This is a genomic window from Arthrobacter sp. UYCu512, assembly GCF_040547075.1.
Taxonomy (GTDB): Bacteria; Actinomycetota; Actinomycetes; order Actinomycetales; family Micrococcaceae; genus Arthrobacter.
Genome location: NZ_JBEPPA010000003.1, coordinates 1 through 14,220 on the forward strand (window position 1 = coordinate 1; position 14,220 = coordinate 14,220).

General features: G+C 66.1%; 15 protein-coding genes and 1 pseudogene. 6 read left to right on the top strand and 10 right to left on the bottom strand.

Features of this window, described 5'->3' with window-relative positions:
• Nucleotides 1-125: 125 nt before the first annotated feature.
• From ABIB49_RS03955 to ABIB49_RS03965, 3 genes and pseudogenes are all read left to right on the top strand, one after another.
• A pseudogene (locus tag ABIB49_RS03955) lies at nucleotides 126-545 on the top strand (hypothetical protein); the annotation flags it as partial.
• A gap of 13 nt (nucleotides 546-558) precedes the next feature.
• Nucleotides 559-1,197, top strand: a complete 639-nt coding sequence (locus ABIB49_RS03960) for an SIMPL domain-containing protein (protein ID WP_226774728.1) — start codon at nucleotides 559-561, stop codon at nucleotides 1,195-1,197.
• A gap of 115 nt (nucleotides 1,198-1,312) precedes the next feature.
• Nucleotides 1,313-2,467 carry an Rv2578c family radical SAM protein gene (locus tag ABIB49_RS03965; RefSeq protein WP_226774735.1) on the top strand — a complete coding sequence of 385 codons (1,155 nt, stop codon included), beginning with the start codon at nucleotides 1,313-1,315 and terminating at the stop codon, nucleotides 2,465-2,467.
• Here ABIB49_RS03965 and ABIB49_RS03970 read toward each other — a convergent pair.
• The 4 genes from ABIB49_RS03970 to ABIB49_RS03985 form a co-directional block, all read right to left on the bottom strand.
• On the bottom strand, nucleotides 2,464-3,837 hold the full coding sequence (locus ABIB49_RS03970) for an NAD(P)(+) transhydrogenase (Re/Si-specific) subunit beta (protein ID WP_226774729.1): 1,374 nt from the start codon (nucleotides 3,835-3,837) through the stop codon (nucleotides 2,464-2,466). The genes ABIB49_RS03965 and ABIB49_RS03970 overlap by 4 nt on opposite strands.
• Nucleotides 3,834-4,151: an NAD(P) transhydrogenase subunit alpha part 2 gene (locus tag ABIB49_RS03975; protein WP_354156793.1), complete on the bottom strand. Its 318-nt coding sequence runs from the start codon at nucleotides 4,149-4,151 to the stop codon at nucleotides 3,834-3,836. The genes ABIB49_RS03970 and ABIB49_RS03975 overlap by 4 nt, the downstream gene beginning before the upstream one ends.
• Nucleotides 4,151-5,290, bottom strand: coding sequence for a Re/Si-specific NAD(P)(+) transhydrogenase subunit alpha (locus tag ABIB49_RS03980; RefSeq protein WP_226774730.1), 1,140 nt, complete (start codon nucleotides 5,288-5,290; stop codon nucleotides 4,151-4,153). The genes ABIB49_RS03975 and ABIB49_RS03980 overlap by 1 nt, the downstream gene beginning before the upstream one ends.
• Nucleotides 5,291-5,460: 170 nt before the next feature.
• Nucleotides 5,461-5,916: a (deoxy)nucleoside triphosphate pyrophosphohydrolase gene (locus ABIB49_RS03985; protein WP_226774731.1), complete on the bottom strand. Its 456-nt coding sequence runs from the start codon at nucleotides 5,914-5,916 to the stop codon at nucleotides 5,461-5,463.
• 170 nt (nucleotides 5,917-6,086) lie between these two features.
• Here ABIB49_RS03985 and ABIB49_RS03990 point away from each other — a divergent pair, with 170 nt between their 5' ends.
• Nucleotides 6,087-7,295, top strand: a complete 1,209-nt coding sequence (locus ABIB49_RS03990) for an MFS transporter (protein WP_226774196.1) — start codon at nucleotides 6,087-6,089, stop codon at nucleotides 7,293-7,295.
• A gap of 46 nt (nucleotides 7,296-7,341) precedes the next feature.
• On the opposite strand, the gene ABIB49_RS03995 is transcribed toward ABIB49_RS03990, so the two are convergent.
• Nucleotides 7,342-8,262 (bottom strand): cation diffusion facilitator family transporter, encoded by a 921-nt coding sequence (locus tag ABIB49_RS03995; protein ID WP_226774195.1) that lies wholly within the window; start codon nucleotides 8,260-8,262, stop codon nucleotides 7,342-7,344.
• Nucleotides 8,263-8,490: 228 nt separating this feature from the next.
• On the opposite strand from ABIB49_RS03995, the gene ABIB49_RS04000 reads away from it, so the two are divergent.
• On the top strand, nucleotides 8,491-8,757 hold the full coding sequence (locus tag ABIB49_RS04000; RefSeq protein ID WP_253033207.1) for a GlsB/YeaQ/YmgE family stress response membrane protein: 267 nt from the start codon (nucleotides 8,491-8,493) through the stop codon (nucleotides 8,755-8,757).
• A gap of 203 nt (nucleotides 8,758-8,960) precedes the next feature.
• Here ABIB49_RS04000 and ABIB49_RS04005 read toward each other — a convergent pair whose 3' ends face one another.
• From ABIB49_RS04005 to infC, 4 genes are all read right to left on the bottom strand, one after another.
• Nucleotides 8,961-9,872 (bottom strand): TrmH family RNA methyltransferase, encoded by a 912-nt coding sequence (locus ABIB49_RS04005; protein ID WP_283481207.1) that lies wholly within the window; start codon nucleotides 9,870-9,872, stop codon nucleotides 8,961-8,963.
• 65 nt (nucleotides 9,873-9,937) lie between these two features.
• Nucleotides 9,938-10,414: a 50S ribosomal protein L20 gene (gene rplT, locus ABIB49_RS04010; RefSeq protein WP_226774192.1), complete on the bottom strand. Its 477-nt coding sequence runs from the start codon at nucleotides 10,412-10,414 to the stop codon at nucleotides 9,938-9,940.
• A gap of 118 nt (nucleotides 10,415-10,532) precedes the next feature.
• Nucleotides 10,533-10,727 (bottom strand): 50S ribosomal protein L35, encoded by a 195-nt coding sequence (gene rpmI, locus ABIB49_RS04015; protein WP_009358635.1) that lies wholly within the window; start codon nucleotides 10,725-10,727, stop codon nucleotides 10,533-10,535.
• Between the two features lie 115 nt (nucleotides 10,728-10,842).
• Nucleotides 10,843-11,925 carry a translation initiation factor IF-3 gene (gene infC / locus ABIB49_RS04020; protein WP_502913753.1) on the bottom strand — a complete coding sequence of 361 codons (1,083 nt, stop codon included), beginning with the start codon at nucleotides 11,923-11,925 and terminating at the stop codon, nucleotides 10,843-10,845.
• 434 nt (nucleotides 11,926-12,359) lie between these two features.
• On the opposite strand from infC, the gene ABIB49_RS04025 reads away from it, so the two are divergent.
• On the top strand, nucleotides 12,360-12,746 hold the full coding sequence (locus ABIB49_RS04025) for a DUF1844 domain-containing protein (protein ID WP_226774191.1): 387 nt from the start codon (nucleotides 12,360-12,362) through the stop codon (nucleotides 12,744-12,746).
• 125 nt (nucleotides 12,747-12,871) lie between these two features.
• On the opposite strand, the gene ABIB49_RS04030 is transcribed toward ABIB49_RS04025, so the two are convergent.
• A complete protein-coding gene (locus tag ABIB49_RS04030; protein ID WP_226774190.1) occupies nucleotides 12,872-14,194 on the bottom strand; it encodes an MFS transporter in 1,323 nt (440 codons plus the stop codon).
• Nucleotides 14,195-14,220: the final 26 nt, after the last annotated feature.

Genomic DNA, 14,220 nt, shown 5'->3' on the forward strand with positions numbered 1-14,220 from the left:
ATGAAGACCTCCGTTTGTGGAACTGGACTCTAGACAAGCCCCACTCCACCCGGAGGTCTTCTTTTTGTCACCTATCCACGCCGCCTGTCACCAACGTCCGTGGTTATTACAGCTAGCATGGCCTTATGACGCCCGGACAACGGCTGCGGCAGCTGGCCAATGTATTGAATGCAACAACCCCGTTGGGCTTGTTGCTCGCCGGCTGCGCCCGCGCCCCGGTCCGCCGTGGACCCCGCGGGCTGCTGCTTGCCACCGGCTACCACTGGCGGCTGCCAATGGCCGGAGCCTTTACGGTCGGCAATGTGGTGCTCTTCCGCGCCGGACCCGGCAACGCCCTCGCCAATCCGGAACTGCTCGGGCACGAGGAGCGCCACAGCACCCAGTACGCGTGCTGCCTGGGCCTGCCTTTCCTGCCGTTGTATTTCCTGGCAGCAGCCTGGTCCCAGCTCCGGACCGGCAACCCCGGCTCGGGTAATGTCTTCGAACGGCACGCCGGGCTGCTGGCCGGCGGCTACCCGGAGCCAACCCAGGCGGCCCCCGAACAGAACGAGGCAGAACATGACCGACAGTCCCAGGACCATCTCCGTAACCGGATCCGGCAGCGCGGAAGCCGAACCCGACATGCTTACCCTTTCGATAGGGGTCGAGTGCCGCCGGGAGGGCGTCGGCGCCGCGTACGGCGACGCCGGCCGGGTCCTGGCAGCGATCACGGAGGCACTGCGCTCGTACGGCGTGGCGGACCCGGACATCACCACGTCGGGGCTCAATGTCCGTGCCGAGGTGAACTGGCAGGAGGGCCGGGGCCAGGTCGTGGCCGGCTACCTGGCGTCCAGCGTCCTGAGTGTCCGGCTCAGGGAGCTGGGAACGTCGTCGGCGGTCATCGCCGCGGCCGTATCGGCCGGCGGCAACGATGTCCGGCTCAACGGCCTGGAGCTCGGCTTCGCCGATCCCGCCGGCGTCTACGCCCGCGCCCGTGAGGCCGCCTGGCTGGACGCCCGCACAACGGCCGGGCACTTCGCCTCGCTCGCCGGGACGTCGCTGGGACAGGTCATCTCGCTCACCCAGCAGTCCGGACATGCGGCCCCACTCCCCGGGGCGGCGATGCAGCGGGCCGCCGCGGTGGAATCGCTTACTGTCGAGGCCGGAGAATCGTCCGTCACCGCAACGGTCGGCGTTGTGTGGGAGCTGCACGGCTAAGCCTGCCACGGGCGCAGCGGTGCGGGCCGGCGGCGGTGGACTGCAACGGCGCGCTGGCGTCCGGATACAGCGGGGCTCCTTGACTTAAACTCGAACATACCTTCGAATGGAAACCATGAGATGGGACGCGCAAGCACTTAATCCGGCGTCGGAAGACTGGGCGGCCGCCGGGCAGGGCACAGTTGCCGCCGGCGGGTCCCCGGCCGCCGCCGATGCCCTGCTGCCCCTGCTCGGGCTGGTGCGTTCCGTGACCACCCCCGAATTCGCCGGCGTCACGTTCCATGAGGTCACCGCTAAATCGGTGCTCAACAAAGTGGCCGCCGGTTCCCGAATGCCGTTCGAATGGACCATCAACCCGTACCGTGGCTGCAGCCACGCGTGTGTCTACTGTTTCGCCCGGAAAAGCCACACCTACCTCGATTTCGACGCCGGACTGGACTTTGACAGCCAGGTGGTAGTGAAAATCAACGCCGCGGAGGTCCTGCGCCGGGAATTGGCCAAGCCCTCCTGGGCCCGGCAGCACGTGGCCCTCGGTACCAACACCGATCCCTACCAACGGGCCGAAGGCCGGTACCGGCTGATGCCCGGGATCATAGGTGCCCTCGCCGATTCCGGGACTCCGCTGTCAATCCTGACGAAGGGCACCTTGCTGGCCCGGGACATCCCGCTGCTGAAGCATGCGGCTGCGCAGGTCCCGGTCGGCGTGGGCATCTCACTGGCGATGACGGACGAGCGCCTCGCCGAAGCAGTCGAGCCCGGTACGCCCGGGCCCCGGGCCCGCCTGAAGCTGATTACCCGGCTCCGGGAGGCCGGACTGCCCTGCGGCGTGATGGCTATGCCCATCCTGCCGTGGCTCTCGGACAGCGACGAGGCCCTCGATTCCCTGTTCGCTTCGCTGGCCTCGGCGGGCGCCACCGGAGTCACGGCCGGGGCGCTATACCTCAAGCCCGGCACCCGGGAATGGTTTATGCAGTGGGTCGCCAAGGAACACCCCCAGCTTGCCGGCAGGTACCGCCGGCTCTACGGCACCGGTTCCTACGCCGCCAAGGAGTACCGCGACTGGCTCTCCGGCCGCATTCGGTATTTCAAGGCCAGGCATGGGTTCTCCGGCTCGCAGGGCTTCAGCCACCGGGACCTCAACGACGATCCCGGCAGCCGTGACCCCAGGGACGAGGAAGCGCAGTATCCCGAGGGGAGCCTCCCCGAACCGGCAGCCGTCGCCGCCGGCCAGCGGTCAGCAACGCCGGCTGCACAGGCTACCTTGTTCTAGAGTTCCTTCACGGCGCCCAGGATCCGGGTGAGTGAGTCCTTGGCGTCTCCAAAGAGCAGCGTCGTTTTGGCATCAAAGAGCAGCTCGTTCTCAATCCCGGCGAAACCCGGCCGCATCGAGCGTTTGAGGAACACCACCTGCCCGGCCAGCGAAACCTCCAGGATGGGCATCCCGTAGATCGGCGCCCCGGGCGTGGATTTGGCGGCAGGGTTAACAACGTCGTTAGCGCCCACAACCAGGGCGACGTCGGTGTTCGGGAACTCCGGGTTGGCTTCTGCCAGCTCTTTTAACGCCTCGTATGGAACGTTTGCTTCCGCGAGCAACACATTCATGTGGCCCGGCATCCGCCCGGCCACCGGGTGGATGGCAAAAACCACTTCAACGCCGCGGGCCGCCAGGGCCGTGGCAAGCTCGGCGATCGTGTGTTGGCCCTGGGCGACGGCGAGTCCGTAGCCGGGCACGATCACGACCCGCTGGGCGTAGCCAAGCTGGACCGCGACGTCTTCGGGCGAGGACGAGCGCACCGGGCGGTCGCTCTGCACTGTGGATCCCGCCGTCGACCCGCCCCGGAAGGCCCCGAATATAATGCCGGCGACGCCCCGGCCCATCGCGGCGGCCATCGCCTTGGTCAGCAGGGTCCCGCTGGCCCCCACCAGGGTGCCGGCCACCACCAGCAGGACGTTGCCAAGCACAATGCCGGATGCTGCAACCGCGAGGCCGGTAAAGGCGTTCAGCAACGAAATGACTATTGGCACGTCGGCCCCGCCGACGGGCAGCACCAGCAGGAGTCCCCCGGCCAGGCCCACTGCCAGCAGCGCGGCCGCCCAGCCGGTTGAACCCGAACCGACCACAAGGGTGCCGGCGGTGACGGCGCCCAGCACCACGGCGCCCATCACCACCGGCATACCCGGGAACAGCAGCGGACGGGTGCTGATCAGCTCCTGGAGCTTGCCCACAGTCACGGCTGAGCCGGCAAAAGACACAGCGCCGATCAACATGGTGAAGACCACGGCCACCCGCACCCAGTAATCGCCGCTGTGGCCCAGTTCCAGCACTGCCACCAGCGCAGCAGCTCCGCCGCCGACGCCGTTGAACAAGGCCACCAGTTGCGGCATGTGGGTCATCTGCACCCGCCGGGCCACCGGAACGGCGATGGCAGACCCGACGGCGATGGCGGCGAGGATCAGCGGGATGTTTGCCAGTTTCGCGGAAAGAAAGACCGTGGCGACGGCCACGAAGGCGCCGGCCGCTCCAATCGTGTTGCCTCGACGCGCGGTCCGCGGTGAGCTGAGGCCCTTCAGCGCAAGAATGAAACACACCGCGGCCGCCAGGTAAAACAGGGAGGTCCACATCGGGCTGAGGACGCTCATGGGCCGTCCCGCCGCGGACGGTCGCTGCGCCGGACAGGTTTCCGGCTGCCGAACATTTCGAGCATCCGGTCCGTTACCACAAATCCGCCGACCAAATTGGCCGTTGCCAGCACCACAGCGAGGAGTGCAACCATAAGCAGCCAGGGGTCGTCCGCCTGGCCGGCCACGATGATGGCGCCAACCAGGATGATGCCATGGATGGCGTTGGCGCCGGACATCAGCGGAGTATGCAGCTTGCTGGTGACCTTCGACACAACTTCGAACCCAACAAAGACGGCGAGCACCACTACCGTCAGCAGGGTGACCGGATCCATCATCTGAGTGCCTCCAGCGCGCCGGCGGTGGCGGCGTGCCGGACGGCCCCGCCGTGGGTGAGGCAGGCGCCGGCGACAACTTCGTCGTCGAAATCCGGAACAACTTTTCCCTCTGTGGTCATCAGGGCCAGCAGGTTCGCGACGTTTTGGGCGAAAAGCCGGGAAGCATCGGAGGGCATCGAGGAAGCCGCGTCCTGCAGGCCCACCAGCGTAACGGAACCGCCGTCCACCGGGATCTGGAGGTCCTGCCCGGCGATGACTCCTTCGACGTTCCCGCCGGATTCCGCCGCAAGGTCAACAACGACCGAACCGGCCCGCATGGCTCCCACCATTTCTGTAGTTACCAGCAAAGGAGCTGCGCGGCCGGGGATGGCGGCGGTAGTGATGAGGATATCCGCCGCCCCGACGTGCGGGGCCAGCAGGGCGCGCTGGCGTATGGCCCGGTCCTCGCCCAGCTCACGGGCGTAGCCGCCACCGCCGTCCGCGGCGTCAAGATCGAGCTGGATGAAGGTGCCACCCATCGAGGCGACTTCTTCCGCTGAGGCGGCCCGGATGTCGTTGGCCGAAACCCTGGCCCCAAGGCGTTTAGCCGTACCAATGGCCTGCAGCCCGGCGACTCCGGCCCCCAGAACCAGGACCCTGGCGGGCGGGATCGTCCCCGCCGCGGTCATGTACAACGGAAAGAAGCGGGGATAGCGCACCGCGGCCTCGAGCACCGCCCGGTAGCCGGAGACCAGCGCCTGGGAACTGAGCGCGTCCATCGACTGGGCCCGGGAGATGCGCGGCACCAGTTCCAGCGCAAACGAGGTCACCCCGGCGCCCGCGAGGGCGTCCACTCCGGGCAGTTCCGACCCCGGAGAGGCGAAGCCAATAGTCACCGTGCCCGGGCGGAGTTCCCGGGCTGTCTCCGGTTCAAGCGGCCGGACGTGCAGCAAGACATCCAGTGATGCTGCCGTCAGCTCCGGAACAATTGACGCTCCCGCCGCGGCGTAGGCGGCATTGCCGTACCCGGCCGCGGTACCGGCCTGGCTCTCCACCACCAGATCGAGGCCAAGATCCATTAGCTGGCGCACGGTCTCCGGCGTCGCGGCAACCCGTCGCTCCCCCGTGCGTTGTTCCCGCCTGACACCCACCAGCACTGGCAACTCCTCTCGAATGGCTTCAGAGTAGGCACACGCTTCACCCTTTGGCGAGGGGCGGGCTCCGCAGGCGGGGATCGGCGGCGCGTCACCCGCAGCTCACCTGGACGGTTTTCAGGGCCTCCATGTCACGTCCGGGGCGCCCGAAGCGAAGCACAACACCGGCGGTCTCAGGGCCCCGGCGCCGCTGCGTCTTTCCGGCCCTCCACGGCTGTCAGCAGCGCCTCCACAATGGGCAAATCGGCCGGGATCCAGTCCAGGGCCAGCACGGCGCCGCGGTCCTGCAGATCGACCCAGCGCAGCTCGTCGTGGTCTTGGAGCGGACGCGGATCGCCGCCGAGAAGCTCTGCGAACCAGACCCGCATCACGGCACGTTCGTTAAGCGGCCAGCCCTCCGCCGCGCCCGCAGCGAGTTCTGCTCCCAGCCTGACCCGGACTCCAAGTTCCTCCCGCAATTCCCGGTGCAGGGCCTGTTCGGGCGTCTCGCCGGACTCGACCTTGCCGCCGGGAAACTCCCACATGCCGGCGAACTGCGGGGGCGCCGTCCGCCGGGCCACAAGCAGCCGGCCAGGTTCGGCGAGGGAGTCCAGTACTGCGCCGCCGACAACGTTGATGAGTCCAGTCACGCGACCAAGTCTAGGGGCAGGGCACACGTGGGAGAGAATGGAACCGGCCGGTGGCTGCGGACCTGGAATACCCGGCCCGCCCGCCCCGTTCAACTCATCAGACCGCAGATCATATTTAACTTGCCGCACCCTCCTGGTTCCACCCGGGAACGTCCCCGAAAAGCAGACGAATGACAATCACCGCACGAACACCGGCGACGCCCAAGACCGGCACCCGCACTGTTTCCCTAGCCATCGTTTCCCTCGCCATGGGCGGATTCGGCATCGGCACCACGGAATTCACGATGATGGGCCTGCTGAAGGAAATCGAGCAGGGCCTGAACATCAGCACGCCGGAGGCCGGCCATTTGATCTCCGCGTATGCCCTCGGTGTGGTGGTTGGCGCCCCTGTGCTGGCCGCCGTCGGCGCCAAGCTCCCGCGGAAGTATCTGGCCCTGGGGCTTATGCTCTTTTTCAGCGTCGCCAACCTCAGCTCCTTCATCGCCCCCGATTACGGCACTATGCTGCTTTCCCGCTTCGCGGCGGGGTTGCCGCACGGCGCCTTCTTTGGTGTTGCTGCGGTGATTGCGGCGTCACTGGTCGCCCCGACCCGGCGCGGCTGGGCTATTTCGATGGTGATGGCCGGCCTGACCGTCGCCAATGTCATCGGCGTACCGTTCGGCACCTGGCTGGGCCAGACGTATGGCTGGCGGCTGCTGTTCCTGCTGGTCGGCGGGATCGGCGTGCTGACCCTGGTGATGCTTTCAAAGTTTGTGCCGTTCCAGAAGCCGCACGCCGATGCGAGCTTCCGCCGTGAGCTGGGCGCCCTTAAACGGCTCCAGGTCTGGCTGGCGATCCTGATTGGCGTCGTCGGCTTTGGCGGTTTCTTCGCCACCTATACCTACATTGCGCACACCATGACCTCCGTGGCGGGCATTCCCTCGGCCTGGCTCCCGGCCGTTGTCGCGCTGTACGGGGTGGGCATGGTGGTCGGGAACATCGTTGGCGGCCGGATCGCGGACAAGTCAGTGATGGGAACGATCTACTGGGTGCTGCCGGGCATTGCCGCGGCACTTGTGGCCTACGCGGTGGCCGTGCATTGGCCGTGGTCCGCGTACCTGATGGTCTTCGTGGTCGGCGCGGCCGGCGCCATGCTTGTCCCGGCCCTGCAGACGCGGCTGCTGGACGCTTCTCCCGACGCCCCGTCGCTGGCTTCCTCGCTCAACCATGCGGCCCTTAATGTGGCCAACGCCTTGGGCGCATTCCTGGGTGGGCTTGTCATCGCCTGGGGCTGGGGGTACGTCGCTCCCGCGCTGGTCGGAGCCGTGCTGGCGCTGCTGGGCCTTGGAATCGCCCTCATCAGCGGACGGGTGGAACGCAAGAGGCCGCTGGTCCGGTAGCCGCACTGCGGTTCCCGGATCAGCGGCCCCTCAGCATCATGACCGGTCAGGTGGCGTTGACGCGCTGGAGGTCCGGTTCAAGGTAGATAACCCGCGCGATCGGAACAGCTTGCCGGATCCGGGTCTCGGCACTGTCGATAGCCGCAGCGATTTCCCGGCCGGTGTCGGAGCTGCCGATGCTGATCTTCGCCGCGACGAGCAGTTCCTCCGGACCCAAGTGCAGGGTCTTGAGGTGGATGATCGAGGTGCCGTCGGATTCGATGGCCACCCGGATCCTGGTGACGTCGTCCTTCGTGGCCGATTCACCGAGCAGCAGTGACTTGGTTTCGATGGCAAGCACAGCGGCGATGGCAACCAGCAGGAAGCCGATCATCGCAGTACCCAGGGCATCCCAGATGCCGTTTCCGGTGAGCAGGGTCAGGCTGACGCCCAAGAGCGCGAAGAACAGGCCCACAAGCGCGCCGAAGTCCTCGAGCAGGATAACGGGCAACTCCGGCTGCTTGGCGCTGCGGATGAACTTGACCCAGCCCTGCTTGCCGCGGAGGGGATTGGATTCGATGACGGCTGTCCGGAACGAAAACGACTCCGCGATGACGGCACCGATCAGGACGGCGAGCGGGACCCACCAGAACGCACCTTCGATGGCGTGTGGGTGCTGGAGCTTTCCCCACGCTTCATACAAAGCAAAGAGGCCGCCCACGCTGAACAGCACGATTGAGACGATAAAGGCGTAGATGTAGCGCTCCCGGCCGTATCCAAACGGATGCTCCGGACTTGCCGCCCGTTTGGCACGCTTGCCGCCCACCAGCAGCAGGAGCTGGTTGCCGGAGTCCGCGAGCGAGTGGATCGCTTCGGCCAGCATTGATGAGGAAAAAGTCAGGAAGTACGCGACGAATTTCAGGACGGCGATAGTCAGGTTGGCGGCAAGCGCCGCAACAATCGCCTTGGTACCGCCATTTGCAGCCAAGAGAGCCTCTTCTAAGGGGTTTGGGAAGGTGGTGGACTCCGGCCGATGCGCGCGCCCACAAGGAATACCGTACCTGCTCTTGCCCCGCCGCCAGCACCCGGGGCGACCGGTCCGGCGGGGCAAATAACAATTGGGTGTGCGGCTACTGACAAGCAAACCGGCCTATGTTAGCTTGAAGTCATAATCGGGATTCACCCTTTGGATGCCGACGAATATGTAGGAGGAGTAATGGGCTTTCTTGGCTGGATCATTCTCGGACTCATAGTAGGTGCAATCGTCAAGGCAGTTATGCCTGGCAGTGTCGGCGGCGGCTGGGTTACCAGTCTTGTACTCGGCGTTGTCGGCGCTATTGTCGGCGGATGGATCGGCGACCTGCTCTTCGGCGGCGGCAAGATGGAATTCTGGAACCTCGGTTCCTGGGTCCTGGCCATTGTCGGCGGCCTGGTGGTTGCCGGCGTCTACGGCGCCATCACGGGGCGCAACAAGACCACATAACTACACAGGCACAACGGCGGGAGCCCACCTTGCGGTGGACCCCCGCCGTACTTTTGTGCCCTGCTCGTTGTAGCCACGGGACCCGGAGCGGCCCCGCGGTCCCTGACTCTGCGGGCCTAACTATGCGGGCCTAACTATGCGGGCCTTTAGCTCTGTGGGGCTAGCTCTGTGAGGCTAGCTCTGTGAGCCTGACTCTGCGGGGCTTAGCTCTGCGGGGCTCCGACGTCTTGCTGCGAGCGGGCACTGGCGTAGAGGCAGACGGTTGCCGCGGTCCCCAGATTGAGGCTTTCAGCCGCGCCGTAGACCGGCACGGCCACCCGGTGGTCGGCCAGGGCGAGCTCTTCATCGGAGAGCCCTTGGGCTTCGTTGCCGAAGAGCCATGCCGTCGGGCTTTCCAGCGCGTACCCGGCGTCAGGTGCCGGTGCGCCCAGCCGGCGGGCAGCGTTCTGGTCCTGGAGCCGGTCCAGATTAAGTTCCCCTCCGCCGTCTGCGGCGAGAACTCCGATGCCACGTTCCTTGCAGCGGGCCGCCAGCTCCCCGGGCTCGGCACCAAGCACCACTGGCAGATGAAAGAGTGACCCGGCCGTCGATCGGACCGCCTTGGGATTGTAGATGTCCACACTGGAAGCGGTGAGGACAACAGCATCCGCGCCGGCCGCGTCCGCTGCCCGCAGAACGGTGCCGGCGTTACCCGGGTCGCGGACCTCACACAACACCGCCACCAGCCGCGGGCCGGCGTCAAGTACCGTCTCCAGGCTCACATCGAGGAAGCCGCAGACCGCGAGCACACCCTGCGGGGTCACCGTATCCGCCATCGCGGCGAGGACTTCGTCGGTGGCTAAAAAGGCTGTGGTGCCCTCGGCGAGTGTCTCCAGGTCAGGGTGCCGATCCAGGCAGGACTCGCTCGCGTAAACCTCATAGACAATGCCCGGCTCCCCCGCGGCCAGCCTCTTCCGGTGCAGCACCAAGGCCTCCCGGACCGCCTGCGGCCCCTCGGCCAGGAACTCGCGGCGCTTTAAACGGGCCGGGCGCCCGGCAAGTTGTGCCACCTTCCTCACTCGATCAGCTCGAGGGTTGGAAAGTACATCATCTTGCGGGCGCCCGGTTTCGTTCATATAAGAACCTTAGTAGCTTTTCGAGCCGGTTCTTGAACGCGGTAGTCCGTGAACGAGCTCAGGTACTACTTGGCAGCCGTGTCGGCGGCCGGCTTGGCAGCGGCCTTCTTGGCGGGGGCCTTCTTCGCAGCCGGCTTCGAAGCGGCCGGTGCAGCTTCGGCCTGCACGGCCGGAGCTGACGTGTCGGCGGGCAGCGAGTCCTTGGCGATCTTGACAAGAGCGGCGAAGGCGTTGGCGTCGGAGACGGCAAGTTCGGCCAGCATCCGGCGGTCAACCTCGACCTCAGCGGCCTTCAGGCCCTGGATCAGACGGTTGTAGGTCAGGCCATTGGCGCGGGAGGCAGCATTGATGCGCTGGATCCAGAGGCGGCGGAAGTCGCCCTTCTTCTTTTTGCGGTCACCGTAGCTGTACACAAACGAGTGCAGCAGCTGCTCTTTGGCCTTGCGGTACAGGCGTGAACGCTGTCCACGGTAGCCCTTGGCGCGCTCAAGAATAACCCGGCGCTTCTTGTGGGCGTTGACCGCCCTCTTCACACGTGCCACGTGCGTACTCCTTAGAAAATCTGATCCCAAGCATCTACTGCCGGAGAAACCGGCTGGCCTGAGAAGCCTTTTTGGTAGTTGACTACTGCCAGGTGGCAATAGTCAGAGAACTTGGAACTTAGATGCCGAGCATCTTCCGGATGACCTTGGCGTCGCCCTTGAAGACGATCTTGTCGCCGGCGAGGCGGCGGGTCAGCCTGGAGGACTTGTGCTCGAGGTAGTGGCGGCGGTTAGCCTGCTGGCGGCGCAGCTTGCCGCTGCCGGTCAGCTTGAAGCGCTTCTTAGCACCACTGTGGGTCTTCATCTTCGGCATGGGAACCGATCTCCTTACGTATCCGCAGACAGGGTCTGCAGTCTTTCGTGCAGCCGCCCCTGCGGGCGGCGTGCTGGTTGCTTGCTGCCGGACGTTGCTGTCCGGCAGCCCTGAACTAGTTGGTCTTCTTGGCGGCCGGCTTGACGGCGGCCTTTGGAGCGGCCGGCCGGGCGGCCGGCTTCGGTGCCGAGGGCCGCGGGATCGGCTTCGGGGCAGCAACCGGCTTCGGTGCTGCCGCCGGAGCGGCCGCGGGAGCCTCCGGAGCCGTGGCTGCGGACTTGGGCGCTGCCGGGGCCTTGCTAACTGCCGGCTTGGCGGCGGCCTTGGGCGCCTCACGCTTCGGAGCGGCCTTGGCGGCCTCCTGCTTCGGCTTTTCCTGGACGGCAGCCTTAGCAGCCGGGGCCTTCTCTGCCGCGGCGGCCGGAGCCTCGGCGGTTTTGGCAGCGTCGGCCGCGACGGCGTCAGCCTTGACCGTTTCCGCCGGCTCTTCGACGACGTCGGGGACGGTTTCCGCTGCCAAGGCTTCCGTGGCCGGAGCCGCTGGCACGGCCTCCTCAGCTGCTGGCGCCTCGGTCCGGACCTGGTAGCCCTCGGGAAGAAGATCCGCGAGCGACTGGGTCAAGGGTGCATCAGGTGCCGAGGTTTCGACGCGGCCTGAAGCTTTGGCTTCGTTCTCGGCTTTGGCGTCCGCCCGCTGCGACGCCCGGCGGGCTTCTGCCTTGGCTTCTGCCTTGTTCTTGAGCGGGCCAACGACCATAACCATGTTGCGGCCGTCGATCCGGGGACTGGACTCCACGACGCCAACCTCGGCGACGTCGTCCGCGAAGCGCTGGAGCAAACGGATGCCCATCTCGGGACGCTGCTGCTCACGGCCTCGGAACTGGATCATGGCCTTGACCTTGTCTCCGGCGCCGAGGAAGCGGAGCGCGTGGCCGCGCTTCGTCTCGTAGTCGTGGGTGTCAATCTTCAGGCGAAAGCGAATTTCCTTCAGGACCGTGTTGGTCTGGTTCTTCCGGGCTTCACGTGCCTTGACCGCGGCTTCGTACTTGTACTTGCCGAAGTCCATCAGCTTGCACACCGGAGGCTTGGCCTGCGGTGCAACTTCAACGAGATCAAGATCGGACTCGGCAGCCAAACGCAGGGCATCCTCAATACGGACAACGCCTACTTGTTCGCCTGCAGGGCCGACCAGCCGCACCTCGGGGACGCGGATACGCTCATTGATTCTTGGCTCGCTAATGTTAAGGCTCCTGTGTTCGTAAGGGGGTATTCCACCGGCAAAAAGAGAAGGCCCCCAATTGCCGGAGCAATCGAAGGCCTCGAAGATCGGCGCTGCCGGCCTCGAATGAGGCGGCATACATCCTGCCGGGCTGACGCCCGGGAAGAATGCCCGACCAGGTACCCGGCAACCTTACTTCTTGCGAAGCTTCCCGAAGGAGAGCGGCTGACGCGGGTGGGAGAGAACTCCGCTTGCAAACTGAAAATCGATTCTACAGAACAAATTCCGTCCGACGCACCTCCATGACGGGCATGGCGGGTTCGGACTTGTCCCGACGCTGGGCCGCAGCGGTGAACTAACGGCGCAAACAGTGGAATAACGACAATCAGTCGGTCTGTGACAAGCTTACCAGCATGAGCACATCAGAGCGTAATTCACACGTTTACGAGCCCGCCGACGCCCAAGGCGACGTTTCACAGCAGATCCGCGACATCTCCGAGGTGCCCGCAATCGAAGTCATCACCACCGCCGCAGTGCACCTGATGAGTGCCGCAGCAGTGAAGCTTGGGCTGGCCGCCGAAGAGAACGCCGACGAACTCAAGGACCTTGACGAGGCACGCAAACTGATCACGGCGCTGGCCGGACTCGTCACCGCGGCGGCGCCTGAAATCGGTTCCCAGCACGCCGGACCGTTGCGCGACGGGCTGCGGTCCCTGCAGCTGGCCTTCCGAGAAGAGTCCGTCATCCCGGACGCCCCGGGCAAGGGTCCGGGCGAAAAATACACCGGCGCAGTCAACTAGGCACCACCGGCAAACCAGCGAGTACGCGGGGACGGCGGGCAGACCATTGTGGTCCGCCCGCCGTCCCCGTTAAAGCCGTCGTCCATGCAACTGCCGGGCCAGCGGCGGTCCGTCCGGGCCGGGGCTCAGGCTGAAGCGAGGCGCCGGCGGCGGCGTTGCTGCAGCACCAGGCCCACGAGGCACAGGAGCACCCCGCCCGCCCCGACCGCCAGGAATCCGGTGGTGGGCCCGACGCCGTCGATAAAGACCCCGGCAAGCGGTGCGCCGAACGCGACGCCGCCGGTCAGCGCCGAGCCGTACCAGCCCATCGCCTCGCCGCGGCGCCGCTCGTCGACGAGCTCGGCAACCTTCTCAGAGGCGGCCGACAGCACCGGCGCGCACAACAGTCCCGGCAGCAGCGAAAGGATGCTGAGTGTCCAGGTGTCCTGCGCCAAGGACATCGGGATGGTCAGTGCGGACATACCAAGGAGCAGCAGGATCGGCGAGATCGGCCGGTGCATGGCGCCATACAGCAAACCACCGATCACCGACGCGGCGCACCAGAAAAAGAAGACCAGTCCGATCTCACCCTGGTGGCCACCGGTTTCGAGGGCGGCCACGATCCCGACGTCGGTGCCGCTCAGGACCATCCCGGCACCGCCGGCAACTGCGAAGACCGCGGCGACCGCGGTGGTGAACCAGCTGAAATTGTGGATGACCCTGCGCCGGAGCCCGGCCGGCGCCAGCCGCCTGTCCTCCGCGGCGGCAAGCGGGACGAATTCGGCCGCGGCTTCCTGCAGGTGCGCCGGGGCGGCTGCCACGACGGCGGCTTCGGCGGCGTCCTGCTGGCTGGCGCCAAAGACGGCATCGGACTCACCGTCAGACTCGGCACTGCGGGTCGGCGGGTTGAACCACATCAGGAAGAGCCCGGAAACCGAGGTGGCAATGCCGACAATTGTCAGCCCCAACACCGACTGTCCGGCGGTCGCGACCAGGGCACCCGCTGCGGGTCCGATCATAAAGACCAACTCGGTGGAGATGGCGTCCAGGGCGAAGGCCGTCCGGCGCTGTTCGCCGGAGGCCAGCACGCCGAGGGACTGGCGCACCACACTGAAGATCGGCAGCGTCAGCAGGCCACCAACAAAGACCAGCGGCAAAAGCACTTCGTAGGACACGTGCGGCACCACTGACCAGATGACCGCCTCAGAGACGACGGAGGGAATAAGCGCGCGGCGCAGCCCGACAGTATCTACCCGCCGTCCTCGCCAGGGTGCACCGACGGCAATGCCAATTGTCATCACCGCGGCCGCTGCCCCGGCAGCCGCATAGCCTTGGCCGAGGGTCAGCACAATGTGCAGGGTCAGTAAGACGCCGGCAGCGGAGTGCGGGATGCGGGCCACCATTCCGATCAGCAGGAGCCGCCTGATCGGCTGAACGGCCAGCAACTCCCGGTATATCGCGAAGTTCACGGATCACATCCTTACTGGTCGTGCCC

What these genes read in the sequence shown, in the direction of transcription:
- ABIB49_RS03970 (WP_226774729.1), bottom strand. Translation starts at nt 3,837, where the DNA reads ATGAGCGTCCTCAGCCCGATGTGGACCTCCCTGTTTTACCTGGCGGCC.
- rpmI (WP_009358635.1), bottom strand. Translation starts at nt 10,727, where the DNA reads ATGCCGAAGATGAAGACCCACAGTGGTGCTAAGAAGCGCTTCAAGCTG.
- ABIB49_RS03990 (WP_226774196.1), top strand. Translation starts at nt 6,087, where the DNA reads ATGACAATCACCGCACGAACACCGGCGACGCCCAAGACCGGCACCCGC.
- ABIB49_RS03960 (WP_226774728.1), top strand. Translation starts at nt 559, where the DNA reads ATGACCGACAGTCCCAGGACCATCTCCGTAACCGGATCCGGCAGCGCG.
- ABIB49_RS04005 (WP_283481207.1), bottom strand. Translation starts at nt 9,872, where the DNA reads ATGAACGAAACCGGGCGCCCGCAAGATGATGTACTTTCCAACCCTCGA.
- ABIB49_RS03975 (WP_354156793.1), bottom strand. Translation starts at nt 4,151, where the DNA reads ATGGATCCGGTCACCCTGCTGACGGTAGTGGTGCTCGCCGTCTTTGTT.
- ABIB49_RS04000 (WP_253033207.1), top strand. Translation starts at nt 8,491, where the DNA reads ATGGGCTTTCTTGGCTGGATCATTCTCGGACTCATAGTAGGTGCAATC.
- ABIB49_RS04025 (WP_226774191.1), top strand. Translation starts at nt 12,360, where the DNA reads ATGAGCACATCAGAGCGTAATTCACACGTTTACGAGCCCGCCGACGCC.
- ABIB49_RS03965 (WP_226774735.1), top strand. Translation starts at nt 1,313, where the DNA reads ATGAGATGGGACGCGCAAGCACTTAATCCGGCGTCGGAAGACTGGGCG.